The sequence below is a fragment of the Salinispora goodfellowii genome (assembly GCF_059570675.1).
The window spans coordinates 106,249-119,015 of sequence record NZ_JCANTD010000007.1 but is presented as its reverse complement, the minus strand read 5'-3'; the positions used below and the strand labels follow the sequence as shown (position 1 = coordinate 119,015).

Genomic DNA, 12,767 nt, shown 5'->3' with positions numbered 1-12,767 from the left:
CCAGCCAGCGTCCGTGCAGAGGGGGTCGAGCGTGCGTCCGATCCGACCCGGCGACCGTGGACCGGCGGTCACCGAGATCCGTAAGGTGCTGGCCGGCCTCGACCTGCTCGTCCCGGCACCAGACAGCGACGAGTTCGACGCCCGCACCGAACGTGCCGTCCGAGCCTTCCAACAGTCCCGTGGGCTCAGCGTAGACGGCCGAGTCGGCACCGAGACGTGGCAGGCCCTGGACGCGGCCCGCTGGCGGCTGGGTGCCCGTAGCCTCTACCACTCCGTACCGGAGCCCCTCATCGGTGAGGACATCCGGTCGCTGCAGGAACGGCTCCTCGAGATGGGCTACGACGTCGGCCGGGCAGATGCCATCTACGGGGTCCGGACAGCCCGGGCGCTCGCCCAGTTCCAACGCGAAGTGGGGCTGGTACCGGACGGCACCTGCGGCCCCCACACTGTGAACTCGCTCCGACGCCTCGGCCGTAAGGTGGTCGGCGGGCGCCCACAGTGGCTCCGTGAATCTGACGCCATTCGACAGTCCGGGCCCACCCTGGTCGGGCGGACAGTGGTCATCGACCCGGGGCACGGCGGCAGCGATCCGGGCTTGACCGTGCCCGAGGGGCAGCGGCACTGGACCGAGGCCGACCTGGTGCACGACCTCGCCAGTCGCCTCGAGGGGCGGCTCGCCGCGGCCGGGGTACGAGTGCAGCTGACCCGCGGTCCGGCACAGCGAGACCAGCTGCCCGACGCGGACCGGGCCGCCCTGGCCAACTCGCTCAGCGCGGACGTGTTCATCTCCCTGCACCTCGACGGTCATGTCAACCCAGCCGCCGACGGAGTGGCCACCTACCACTACGGCACCGACAACGGCGTCACCTCCGCCACCGGCGAGCGCCTCGCCGGCCTCGTCCAGCGGGAGATCGTGGCGCGAACCGGGCTGCGCGACTGTCGGTCCCACGCCAAGGCATGGGACCTGCTACGGCTGACCCGAATGCCCGCCGTCCGGGTCGAGGTGGGCTACCTGACCTCGCCAGCGGACCGATCCCGGCTGATCGACCCACGGTTCCGGGACCGCGTGGTGGAGGCGATCGTCGCCGCCATCCAGCGGATGTACTACCCGATCGATCAAGATGTACCCACCGGGTCGATCGACGTGAGCAAGCTGCGGGCGATGGTGGCGGCGGAGAGCGTGGCCGCCGGGACAGTGGTCGACTGACCGAGGCAGCACCCGCGGCGGTCAGCCCGGCGCTGGACCAGGTCCCCGGCGGTCAGCCCGGCGCTGGACCAGGTCCGGCGGTCAGTTGGCGCCAGACCTGGTTGCCGGAGTGGGCCGGACCGGCCGGAGCAGGCTCTCCGGGCTCATCGAGCCGAGCAGCTTCTCCAACGCGTACTCGACATCGGACTTCCAGCTCAGTGCGGTGCGCAACTCCAGGCGCAGGCGGGGGAAGCGCGGATGCGGGCGGACCGTCTTGAAACCCACGGAAAGGAAGTACTCGGCCGGGGCCACACAGGCCCCCGCCGAGTCGCCGGCGTCGCCGAACTTCGCGTCGCCGAACGCCTCGATCGCTTTGACGCCGCGCTTCGTCAGGTCCCGGGCGACCCCCTGCACGAGCATCCGGCCAAGCCCGCCACCGGCAAAGGCCGGCACCACCTTCGCCGTCATCAACAGCGCCGCGTCGGGGGAAACCGGTGAGGTCGGAAAGGCCATTGATCGCGGCACGTATGCCGGCGGGGCAAACAGCACGAACCCGGCGGGCATGTCATCCACATAGATCAGCTTGCCGCAGGCACCCCACTCCAGCAGGGTTTGCGAGACCCATGCTTCCTTCTCCACACCGGGATCCCCAGCCCCGCGGGCTCGGTCGGCGGAGACCGGATCCAGCTCCCAGTAGACACACTTCCGGCACGAACGGGGCAGATCCTCCAGGGTGTCCAAGGTCAGACTGACCAGACGTCGCGACATTGGCGCATCCCCACAGTAGGCTCGGAGGTAGACCGCCCTTCGGTGTCCCCGACCACCGATCGTACGCCGGATCCGGACACCACGGGAAGGGTTACGCGAAACGACCACCGAGCAGGTGAGAGCGGAACATGACCGGCACGACGCTAGACGACTACACCGACCGCTACGCCCGACGAGTCCGAGGCATGACCGCCTCGGAGATCCGGGCGCTATTCGCGGTGGCCAACCGGCCGGAGGTGGTCTCGCTCGCCGGAGGTGCGCCGTACATCGCTGCTCTCCCCCTGGACGCGGTCGGCGAGATGCTGGGCCGGCTCGGCGCTGACCACGGCACCACCACCCTCCAGTACGGCATCGGCCAGGGCACCCCAGAGCTACGGGAGCGGATCTGCGAGGTGATGTCGCTCTCCGGCATCGACGCCGCCTGCGGCGCCTCTCCCGACGATGTCGTCGTCACCGTCGGTGGCCAGCAGGCACTGGACCTGGTCGCCCGCCTCTTCCTCGACCCCGGCGATGTCGTACTCGCCGAAGGCCCGACCTACGTCGGGGCGCTCGGGGTCTTCCAAGCCGCCCAGGCACAGGTCGTGCACGTGCCGATGGACAACGACGGGCTGATCCCGGAGGCGCTGGAGACCGCCATCGCCGATCAGGCACGCGCCGGCCGCCGGATCAAGTTCCTCTACACCATCCCCACATACCAGAATCCGACCGGCGTGACGCTGACCGAGCAGCGGCGGGAACGGATCCTCGACATCTGCGAGCGCGCCGGCCTGCTGGTGATCGAGGACGACCCGTACGGGCAGCTTGGCTTCGAGGGCGACGCGCCGGCCCCACTGCGCGCTCGTCGCCGCGATGGCGTCTTCTACCTCAGCACGTTCTCGAAGACCTTCGCGCCGGGGTTGCGGGTCGGCTGGATCCTCGCCCCGCACGCGGTGCGGGACAAGCTCGTCATCGCCAGTGAGGCACAGATCCTCTGCCCCAGCGGCTTCGCACAGGCGGCCGTGGCCACCTACCTCGGCACCATGCCGTGGCGGGAGCAGCTCAAGGTCTACCGGGAGGTCTACCGGGAACGACGGGACGCGCTCCTCGCCGCCATGGCGGACCTGATGCCGGCCGGCACGGCGTGGACTCGGCCCGGAGGCGGCCTCTTCGTCTGGGCCACCTTGCCGGACGGGCTGGACTCGAAGGCGATGATGCCCCGCGCTATCGCCGCCCGGGTGGCGTACGTGCCCGGCACCGGCTTCTACGCCGACGGCACCGGCAACGACGCGATGCGCCTCAACTTCTCCTTCCCGCCGCCCGAGCGGATCCGGGAGGGCGTACGGCGGCTCTCCGGGGTGATGGAGCAGGACATCGCCATGCGCCGGGTCTTCGGCGCCGTCGGCCCGCCCGGCTCTCGTCGGGGGCGGGCCGGTTCCGACACCCCCGGACCACACTTGGCATGATTCTGGCATGGGTAAGACCGCTGCCGATCCCGCTGTCCTGACCGACCTGCGCGTGCTGGTACTCGGCGGCGGGCTCTCCTATGAACGGGACGTCTCGCTACGATCCGGCCGCCGGGTCCTCGACGCGCTACGCGCGGTGGGCGTGGAGGCGGAGCTACGCGACGCGGACGTCGCCCTGCTGCCGGCGCTCGTCGCTGACCCGCCGGACGCGGTGGTCATCGCGCTGCACGGCGCCACCGGCGAGGACGGTTCCCTCCGCGGCGTGCTGGACCTCTGTGACGTCCCGTACGTCGGCTGCGACGCCCGCGCGTCCCGCCGCGCCTGGGACAAGCCCTCGGCCAAGACCGTGCTTCGAGAGGCGCACATCCCCACTCCGGACTGGGTGGCCCTACCCCATGACCGCTTCTCCGAACTTGGTGCGGTGGCGGTGCTGGATCGCATCGTCGACCGGCTGAGCCTCCCACTGATGGTGAAGCCCGCACAGGGTGGGTCGGGTCTGGGTGCCGCCGTGGTTCGGGACAGCGGCGCCCTCCCCGCCGCGATGGTCGGTTGTTTCGCGTACGACTCCACCGCCCTCGTCGAACGCTACCTACCCGGGACAGACGTGGCAGTATCCGTGATCGACCTCGGTGCAGGACCGCAGGCCCTGCCGGCGGTGGAGATCGTGCCCCGGAACGGCGTCTACGACTACGCCGCCCGATACACGGCCGGCCGTACCACATGGCACACCCCGGCCCGACTGGCCGCCGAGGTGGCCGGGGCGGTCGCCGAACTCGCCGTCGCCGCCCACACCGCGCTCGGGTTGCGCGACCTCAGCCGGGTCGACCTAGTCATCGATGCCGACGGTCAGCCGCACGTACTCGGGGTGAACGTCGCGCCCGGCATGACGGAGACCTCGCTGCTACCGCTCGCGGCTCAGGCCGCCGGTCTCGACTTCGGTCGAATGATCGGGACCCTGGTTTCCCAGGCTGCTGCTCGGGCAGCCTGAGCCGGCGAAGCGCGGTCGTCGTTGGCGGGCCGCGTCAGGACGGGACCGCGTTCGGTGCTGATGGCGGTGGCGGAGCAGCATCGGCCTTCTCCGGTGCACCGGAGTCAGCGCGGCCCACAGGGGCCTCGCCGACCGCGCCGCCCGACCCGGCCTCCTCACTTTCGGTGCGGTTCGGGGCTCCCGCACCCTCCATCGGAGGTCCCGGATCCACAGCGAGCGGGGACGAGGAAGACTCACTCTCCGGAGCGCCGACACCAGCATCAGCACCGCCCGCCGGAACGTCAGCACCGGCGCTAGCCGCCACACTCCCGGCCTCCCGGTCGCTCGCTGCGTCGCTCTCCCGGTCGCTCTCTCCGTCGCTCTCCCGGCCGCTCTCTCCGTCGCTCTCCTCGCCCGGCGCCGCGTCGGACCCCGCCGCACCGGCAGTCTCCGCCGAGCCGCCGCTACCCGCCACAGGGCCGCTACTTGTCGGATTCTGCTGCCTGGTGGCGGAAGCCGAGCTTTCTGCGTCCACAGCGGTCTCCACAGTCTCGACGGCTTCCGCGGTCTCCGCGCCCGCTATCGCATCCGCGGCCCCTACCTCCTCCGTGGCCTCTACCTCCTCCGTGGCCTCCACCGCCCCGAAACTGGCCGGCGCCTGCCACTGGATGCGAGGCGGTTCGGCCAGTTGGCGTCCACCGAAATCCGCCAACCAGGCGGCGACGAGGGCGAGATTCTCCCGCCAGGTCGACTCGGGGATCGGCGGCAGAATCGAATCCCACAGGGGCAGGAAGGTCCCCCGGAGTTGGAGCTGACCGTACGGCCGGGCGAGAAACCAGAGGTGTAGGTGCGCGGATCCGTCGCCCCAGCGGTTCACATGCACCCGGGACACGCCGTCGAGGGAGCGGATGGCGCGCTCCAACCGGACCGTCAGCACGCCGAGCTCGGCCGCGAGCAGATTCGGTAGGTCACCTAGATCCAAGTGTGAGCGGGATTCCAGGATCAACACCATCGGCAGCCCGGTAGGTCGATCCATCGCACGGACCCGCCACCGCTCGCCAACCCAGATGTACGCCTCATCGGGGGCGCCACAAGCGGTGCATTCCCGGTCGCCTTCGCCGCGACGGGGCGGCTCGGTAGCGACCGGGTCATCAAGTTGTTTGACGCGGAGATCGCCCTCGAAGGGGAAGGAAGGCCATTGGGTGAAGTTCGGCACTGAGGGAGGGGTGTCGGGCACGAGGGTGACCCTAACTGTTTCCGGGACGACTGTCCCCACCTCCTTCGACCGTCGATCCGTCGGATCGAATCAACCGCCGTCCACCCACCTCCAACGTTATCCACAGGAGGTCGGAGGTTATCCACAGCCATCTTCCACAGGTCAACACCGCGGTTGAGGCGCTGTTTCACGTGAAACAGCGCAACCTGTGGACAACTGCTGTGGATAACGTTGGGGACGAGACTTCTGCACCACCCGGCGCCGACATCGGTGGTCAGAGTCGCGGGGGCCGGTGGGTAGGCGCATTCGGTCGCGAACCGACATGAGGCACGGGGAAACAGTCGCCCAACAGGCACTTCCGAGCCGGCAGATCCGCGTGAGCGGATCGGTTCGAGTGGCCAAGCGGATGGACGGGCGGACAGGCAGGCAGGCGGGCGGGCGGACAGGCGGGCGGAGGGGCGGGCGGAGGGGGGTGGCCGAGGCAATGGGTAAGGCGCAGCGCCGACCTGAGGCGGTCCCACTGATCCACAGGTCGAGCCACTCCCCAGGTCGTAACGACAACCGCCCCCGTTTCACGTGAAACGGGGGCGATACTCAGGGCGGAAGTCGACCTTCGGTCAGTCCTCGGGCTGCTCCCGCTCGACCCCGATGATGTCGACGATCCGCTCCAGGTCGTCCACACTGCCGAACTCGATCGTGATCTTCCCCTTGCTCCGGCCGATGTCGACCTTGACCCTGGTGTCGAAGCGGTCGGAAAGCCGATCGGCGAGATCAGTCAGTGCGGGTGCATGCGGCTTCGGCCGCCGCTTCGGCGCTTCCTTCTCGCTGGTGTCGTCGCTGAGCGAGAGCGCCACCACCTCCTCAGTTGCCCGCACAGACAGTCCCTCGGCGACGATGCGTTGGGCTAGTCGCTCCTGCGCCTCTGGATTGTCCAGGCTCAACAGCGCTCGGGCATGGCCGGCAGAGAGAACTCCGGCGGCGACCCGGCGCTGCACCTGGGCAGGGAGGTTGAGCAGCCGGATCGTGTTGGAGATCTGCGGCCGGCTCCGGCCGATCCGCCGGGCCAGCTCCTCGTGCGTGGCACCGAACTCGTCCAACAGTTGCTGGTACGCCGCCGCCTCTTCCAGCGGGTTCAGGTTGGCGCGGTGAATGTTCTCCAGCAACGCGTCCCGGAGCATCGAATCATCCCGGGTATCCCGCACGATCGCCGGTATGGAGCTTCGACCAACCGCCTGTGCGGCCCGCCAGCGGCGCTCACCCATGACGAGTTCGAACTTCTCGTCGTCGAGCTGGCGGACAACGATTGGCTGGAGGAAGCCGACCTCCTGGATGGAGAACTTCAGCTCCTCCAGCGCGTCCTCGTCGAAGACCTGCCGCGGCTGCTTGGGGTTGGGAACAATCGCGTCGACCGGTATTTCGGCGAAGCGAGCACCCGGGACCGGGCTGAGTGAGTCGGCCGCCGGTGGCGGCGTACTCACCGCCGCCAGACCGGCGGTCGGTGTCACCGCTGGGTTACTGACGACTGGGGCGGGTGCCGCCGCCTCGGTCGGAATGAGGGCGCCCAGCCCTCGACCGAGCCCACCCTTGGGACGATTCTTCATGCCTGGCCTCCCCGTGGCCTGTCCGCGCTACGCATTGCGGCTCACCTCGGCCTTGATGCCCCGCTCAGCGATCTCCTGGGCGGCCTCGAAGTAGCTCGTCGCCCCCCGGGACCCGGGATCGTAGGTCATCACGGACTGGCCGTAGCTGGGTGCCTCGGATACCCGGACGTTACGCGGGATGACCGCCTGGAGCACCTTGTCCCCAAAGTGGTTGCGGACATCCTGCTCCACGGCGTCCGCCAGCCGCGTACGCCGGTCGTACATCGTCAGCAGGATGGTGGAGACGTCCAGTCGGGGGTTGAGGTGCTGCCGGACGAGGTTGATGTTGTTGATCAGTTGGTTCAGCCCCTCCAGCGCGTAGTACTCACACTGGATCGGGATGAGTACCTCCTCCGCGGCAACCAACGCATTCACCGTGAGCAGACCAAGCGACGGCGGGCAGTCGATGAGGACGTAGTCGAAGTGGCCCGGGTAGCCGGTGATGGCGCGGGCCAGCCGCGACTCCCGAGCAACCACAGAGACCAGTTCGATCTCGGCGCCGGCCAGGTCGATCGTGGCGGGTACACACCACAGACTGGGGATTCCCTCGACCGACTGGGCGACATCCGCCAAGGGCAAGCCATTGATCAGGCAGTCGTACACGTCCGGCACCCCAGTGTGGTGCGGGACGTTGAGTCCGGTAGACGCGTTGCCCTGCGGATCGAGGTCAACCACCAGCACCCGGTTCCCGTGCAGCGCCAGCGCCACTGCCAGGTTCACCGTCGTGGTGGTTTTTCCAACGCCGCCCTTCTGGTTCGCGACGCACATGACCCGGGTCCGGTCTGGGCGAGGCATCGTCACCTCGCCGCTCGGGTTCAGGATCTGCACGGCGCGCATAGCTTCCATCGCCAACGGTGGGTCATCCTCTTCGCGCGTCGGTGTTTCACGTGAAACGTACGTGTCATCAACCCCGTCCGGCCCGGAGGGCAGGTTCGGAGCCTTGGTCGGTTCGGCCGGCCGCCCCGGCGCTTCCTGCTGCGGCACAGCCACCTCGACGCATGTCGACGCGACTGTCTTTCCCCGTACCGACGCGGCCTGCTCGGCCACCGGCGGATCGCCGACCCGGGAACTATCCCCGGTACTGCGGCTCAACGATACTTCCGGCGACGAAGGGCGGGAATGTCCCGGAGTTGGCGCCGCTCGCCGGAAGGTATCGTCCTGCGACGCTCGGACGGGCGGGCTGACGGGAGGGCTGGGGGGTACCCAACCGGGATCGTCGGTTTCACGTGAAACCAGGTCACCCGTTGACCCGGTCGCGCGCGGATCGTCGTACCTGCCGTCGTCATGCACCTGTCATCCCTGCCCGGCTTCGGATGGTCGGTCCGCATCCTGTCAACGGCTCGCTCGGGTGGTCACACCCTGAGCGACCCGTTGGAAGCGGTCGGAATCCGGCGAGTGCCCGGCACCCCCGCTCCACAATATCGACGCGCGGCCAGCCTACGGGGGTTGGGAGTGCTCGGTCCACGTCGGGCTGCACAGCTCACCTGCCACCCGTACCTATTTCAACGACGCAGCCGCGAGCCGGATCCGCCGAACACCGGCAGACCACTGAGCAGTCCGCCAGGCCGGCGGTGGCCGATGGCTCCGATTCCAGCACCGCCCGGCACGGCCTCGGAGATCAGGAGGCCGGTGATGCGAAATACCACCGACGACTCAGCGCCGCCGACCACCACGGGAACGCTTCGTGGGCTTGGGTCGCGGCGGTGCCACCACCCGCTCCCGAACGATCTCGATCACCGTCGTCGGTGGCTCCACAACGCCCGCACCGCAGTGGTGCACCTCCGGCGCGCCGCCGCCAAGCCGATCCACGACGACGGCATGCTCGGCGGCCTCCTCCGCTGCCGAGACTCCCTTGAGGGCGACCAGCCTTCCGCCCGGCACCGCCAGCGGAAGGCACCACCGGGCGAGCCGATCCAGCGGCGCCACCGCCCGAGCGGTCACCACATCACCGGTGAGCGGCTCGACTCCACCACCACCGGAGGCGATCTCCTCGGCCCGGCCCCGGACAACCCGGACCGAGGCCGCCAGGTCGAGCTGCGCCACCGCCTCGACGAGGAAGGCGGTGCGACGGGCCAGCGGCTCGACCAGGGTGACCGAGAGATCCGGCCGAGCGATGGCGAGCACAAGGCCCGGCAGTCCGGCACCGCTACCCACGTCAAGCACCGCCGCACCGGACGGAATCCGCTCCGCCACCGCCGCGCAGTTGAGCAGATGCCGATCCCAGATCCGCGGTGCCTCCCGCGGGCCGATGAGGCCCCGGACCACCCCGTCGGTCACCAACAGGCCCGCGTACGCAACAGCTAGGCCCAGCCGGTCGCCGAAGAGCGTCCGGGCCACGGAGGCCAGTTCCGGGGGTGGGATGGCATCCGCCTCGGCCGGAGCGGGGCGATCGCCGACAGGCACCGGACCGGGCGGCGTACCACCCGGGCCGGACGCGCGCGCGTCGTGAGTCACCCGCTCAGTCCGCTGGCCGAACAATGATGCGCCGACTCGGCTCGACGCCCTCAGACTCGCTCGCCACCCCGTCGATGGCGTTGACCACATCGTGCACACACTTGCGTTCGAAGGCGGACATCGGCTCCAGCCGCACCGACTCGCCGTACTCCTTGACCTTCTCGACGGCGTTCTTCGCCACCGCGGCGAGCTCCTTACGACGGCCCGCCCGGTAGCCGCCCACGTCGAGCAGCAGTCGGCTGGGGGTTCCGGTCTGCCGGAAGACCGCGAGTCGGGTGAGTTCCTGCAGTGCCTCCAACGTGGCGCCGCGCTGACCCACCAGGCTCTGGAGTCGGCTGCCAACCACCTCCACGACCGGACGCCCACCGGAGACCAGCTCGTCGATGTCCCCGTCGTAGTCGAGGATGTCGAGCAGGCCCTCCACGTAGTCGGCGGCGATCTCACTCTGCCGGAACAGATCGCTCTCACCGGTGGACCGCTGCTCCGTGCCGCCGGCTTCGGCCTCGGCCGCCTCGGTCTGGCCCTTCGCTGTCGTCTCCGTCCCCTCGGCGTCCTGGGACTCGTCAGCGCGGGGCGTGCTGGTCTCGGTCACGGTCTCCTCCGTACTCACTCGGCCGGACCGTCGGGTCCGCTGGTCTCCCGGGGCCGGCGGGAACGCCGGCACCACGGGTAGGTCTATCGGGGCAGTCTCGCCCGTGGCCGCAGGGCGCGGCGGCGTATTGCCCACCGGCGGCGGCACCAAGGTAGACACCGCCGAACACCGGTCGGATCAGCCTTGCCGTTTAGCGGGACGGCCCTTCTGGTTCGCGGGCTGGCCCTTCTTCTGGCTGGCGGGCTGGGCCTTCTGATTGGCCGGCTGCCCCTTCTGGTTCGCGGGCTGGGCCTTCTGGCCCGTGGGCTGGGCCTTCTGACTGGCCGGCTGCCCCTTCTGGTTCGCGGGCTGGCCCTTCTTCTGGCTGGTGGGCTTGGCACCCGGCTTCGGGGCGGCGGCCTTGGTCGCGGCCGGCTGGGTGTCGGCAGAAGGGGCGGACTTGCCGCGGCCGAAGAGGCCACCGCTCTTCGCCGGTCGCACCGGGCCACGCGTACCAGTGGTGCTGGACTTCGCGCTCGGCGGCGGCGGGAACTTACGCAACACCCACTGCTGCTGGGCCAGCGTGAACATGTTGTTGGTGACCCAGTAGATGATCACACCGATCGGGAAGATCGCGCCGGAGATGAGCAGCGACGCCGGAATGCCGTAGAGCATCAACCGCTGGATCATCCGCTGCTGCGGGTCCTCGGCCCAGCCGGTCTTGAGGATCATCTGGCGGCTGGTCAGGTAGGTGGTGCCCATCATCACCAGCACCAGAATGCCGGCCATGATCTTGACGGTGGTGCCGTCGGCACCCAGCGCGTCCAGTTCCGCGGGGGAGGAGCCGAACTTGCCGGCGATCGGCGCGGTGAAGAGCTTCGCGATCGACGCGCTGTCGAACTGGTCGACCGTCCAGCCGTAGAGCGTCTTCTTGTCCAGTGGCTTGTCCGGGTTGAGCCGGCGGAGCACGTGGAACAGGCCGAGGAAGACCGGAATCTGGAGGAACATCGGAAGGCAGCCCATGAGCGGGTTCGCCTTTTCCTTCCGATAGAGCTCCATCATCTCCTTCTGGAGCGTCTCCCGGTCACCCTTGTGTTTCTCCTGCAGCGCCTTGACCTGCGGTTGCAGCGCCTGCATCGCCCGCTGTGACTTGATCTGCTTGACGAAGACCGGGAAGAGGATCACCCGGACGGTGACCACCAGGAAGATGACGGCCAGGATCCAGGACCAGTTGGTGCCGAGCACCACGCCTTCCGGCACCCCGATGGCGTCCCAGAGCTGGTGCCAGCGCAGCAGGATCCACGAGATCGTTATATAGATAGGGTCGAGCAATTCTCAGACTCCAGTCACATCGGCGCGGCGGCGACCGTCCGGCTCCGGCACCGGATCGAATCCACCCGGGTGGAAGGGGTGGCAACGCATCAGCCGCCGGACCGTCAGGCCGGCTCCCCGAACCGGGCCGTGGCGGGTCACCGCCTCCAGGGCGTACGCGCTGCACGACGGGTAGAACCGACAGCGGGCCGGCAACGCCGGACTTATCCACCGACGGTACGCGATGATGGGCCCGGCCAGCACCCGGGCACCGAGTGAGCTCGGCGGTGCCGGATCGGGTGTCGAACTCACCGGGACCGCCGCCCGCGGGGGGCGCGTGCGGCCGCGATCGCGGCATCGAGATCAACACCGAGTCGTTGGTACGACCGGTGCGCCGCGGCGGGCAGGGCACGGACGATGAGGGTGCTCCCGGCCGGCAGTCCCGGGAGTCGCTCCCGGACCAGGTGCCGCAGCCGGCGGCGGACAGTGTTCCGGACGACGGCGTTGCCAACCGCCTTGGAGACGACGAAGCCGGCGCGGGCTGGTGCGGCTGTCTGCTCCGCACCAGTGTCCCGCGCCGGCTTTGTCGAAGAGATCTCCGGTGGGGTGCCGGGCGAGGTCAGATGGACGACGACCACGCCGCGCCCGACGCGTCGGCCACCACGGACCGCCGCGGCGAAGTCAGTGCTACGCCGCAGACGCTGCGCGGCGGTCAGCACGACTCTCCACGCCCTGCCGATCGGACCTGGCGACCTCAGGCCGCCAGGCGAGCGCGGCCCTTGCTGCGACGGGTCGAGATGATGGCGCGGCCGGCACGGGTGCGCATGCGCAGCCGGAAGCCGTGGGTCTTCGCGCGCCGGCGGTTGTTCGGCTGGAAGGTGCGCTTGCTCACGTCAGGCTCTCCGTTGTCCTACCCCTGGGCGAGGGATCGCCGGGGTCGCGTCTGGTCCGAGGTCGTCCCAGTTTCAGGTCGTGTCACGATCCGGGTCGTGTCATGATCCGAACCGGGTGATGATCCGGAACACCTTCGCGGCGCCCCCGATCAAACGCTGCCCGACGCTGCGGACAGCAAGCATCCATCACCCTAGCAGAGGGTGAGAGAGCAGCCGCTCCAGCGTACGCAGGGGGCACCACGAGCGTCAACGCTCCCACCGGCTGGCCCGACACCGGTCGTTCCGACGTTTCCGCTGCTGCCGCCGACGGTCGGCGTAC

At 69.4% G+C, this 12,767-nt stretch carries 13 protein-coding genes; 3 read left to right on the top strand and 10 right to left on the bottom strand.

Annotation, left to right across the window (positions count from 1 at the left end):
- Nucleotides 1-31: 31 nt before the first annotated feature.
- Nucleotides 32-1,207 (top strand): N-acetylmuramoyl-L-alanine amidase, encoded by a 1,176-nt coding sequence (locus T398_RS10435; protein ID WP_496446174.1) that lies wholly within the window; start codon nt 32-34, stop codon nt 1,205-1,207.
- 81 nt (nt 1,208-1,288) lie between these two features.
- Here the strand turns inward: T398_RS10435 and T398_RS10430 are convergent, their stop codons facing one another.
- Nucleotides 1,289-1,954, bottom strand: a complete 666-nt coding sequence (locus tag T398_RS10430; RefSeq protein ID WP_496446173.1) for a GNAT family N-acetyltransferase — start codon at nt 1,952-1,954, stop codon at nt 1,289-1,291.
- Nucleotides 1,955-2,082: 128 nt separating this feature from the next.
- Between T398_RS10430 and T398_RS10425 the strand changes: the two genes are divergently transcribed.
- Both T398_RS10425 and T398_RS10420 read left to right on the top strand, forming a co-directional pair.
- Nucleotides 2,083-3,396: an aminotransferase-like domain-containing protein gene (locus tag T398_RS10425; RefSeq protein WP_496446172.1), complete on the top strand. Its 1,314-nt coding sequence runs from the start codon at nt 2,083-2,085 to the stop codon at nt 3,394-3,396.
- A 7-nt stretch (nt 3,397-3,403) separates the two neighbouring features.
- Nucleotides 3,404-4,384 (top strand): D-alanine--D-alanine ligase family protein, encoded by a 981-nt coding sequence (locus tag T398_RS10420; protein WP_496446170.1) that lies wholly within the window; start codon nt 3,404-3,406, stop codon nt 4,382-4,384.
- A 34-nt stretch (nt 4,385-4,418) separates the two neighbouring features.
- Here the strand turns inward: T398_RS10420 and T398_RS10415 are convergent, their stop codons facing one another.
- The 9 genes from T398_RS10415 to rpmH form a co-directional block, all read right to left on the bottom strand.
- Nucleotides 4,419-5,375 carry a hypothetical protein gene (locus tag T398_RS10415; protein WP_496446366.1) on the bottom strand — a complete coding sequence of 319 codons (957 nt, stop codon included), beginning with the start codon at nt 5,373-5,375 and terminating at the stop codon, nt 4,419-4,421.
- An 821-nt stretch (nt 5,376-6,196) separates the two neighbouring features.
- Nucleotides 6,197-7,180 carry a ParB/RepB/Spo0J family partition protein gene (locus tag T398_RS10410; protein ID WP_496446168.1) on the bottom strand — a complete coding sequence of 328 codons (984 nt, stop codon included), beginning with the start codon at nt 7,178-7,180 and terminating at the stop codon, nt 6,197-6,199.
- Nucleotides 7,181-7,207: 27 nt separating this feature from the next.
- Nucleotides 7,208-8,509, bottom strand: a complete 1,302-nt coding sequence (locus T398_RS10405; protein WP_496446166.1) for a ParA family protein — start codon at nt 8,507-8,509, stop codon at nt 7,208-7,210.
- Between the two features lie 363 nt (nt 8,510-8,872).
- On the bottom strand, nt 8,873-9,697 hold the full coding sequence (gene rsmG, locus T398_RS10400; RefSeq protein ID WP_496446164.1) for a 16S rRNA (guanine(527)-N(7))-methyltransferase RsmG: 825 nt from the start codon (nt 9,695-9,697) through the stop codon (nt 8,873-8,875).
- Nucleotides 9,678-10,283 carry a Jag family protein gene (locus T398_RS10395; protein ID WP_496446162.1) on the bottom strand — a complete coding sequence of 202 codons (606 nt, stop codon included), beginning with the start codon at nt 10,281-10,283 and terminating at the stop codon, nt 9,678-9,680. Before T398_RS10395 ends, rsmG begins: the two co-directional genes overlap by 20 nt.
- Before the next feature lie 159 nt (nt 10,284-10,442).
- Entirely contained in the window at nt 10,443-11,576 is a 1,134-nt protein-coding gene (gene yidC / locus T398_RS10390) for a membrane protein insertase YidC (RefSeq protein WP_496446160.1), read from the bottom strand.
- 3 nt (nt 11,577-11,579) lie between these two features.
- Nucleotides 11,580-11,819, bottom strand: coding sequence for a membrane protein insertion efficiency factor YidD (gene yidD, locus T398_RS10385; RefSeq protein ID WP_496446364.1), 240 nt, complete (start codon nt 11,817-11,819; stop codon nt 11,580-11,582).
- A gap of 44 nt (nt 11,820-11,863) precedes the next feature.
- Nucleotides 11,864-12,274, bottom strand: a complete 411-nt coding sequence (gene rnpA / locus T398_RS10380) for a ribonuclease P protein component (protein WP_018217782.1) — start codon at nt 12,272-12,274, stop codon at nt 11,864-11,866.
- 35 nt (nt 12,275-12,309) lie between these two features.
- Nucleotides 12,310-12,447 (bottom strand): 50S ribosomal protein L34, encoded by a 138-nt coding sequence (gene rpmH / locus T398_RS10375; protein ID WP_018221882.1) that lies wholly within the window; start codon nt 12,445-12,447, stop codon nt 12,310-12,312.
- Nucleotides 12,448-12,767: the final 320 nt, after the last annotated feature.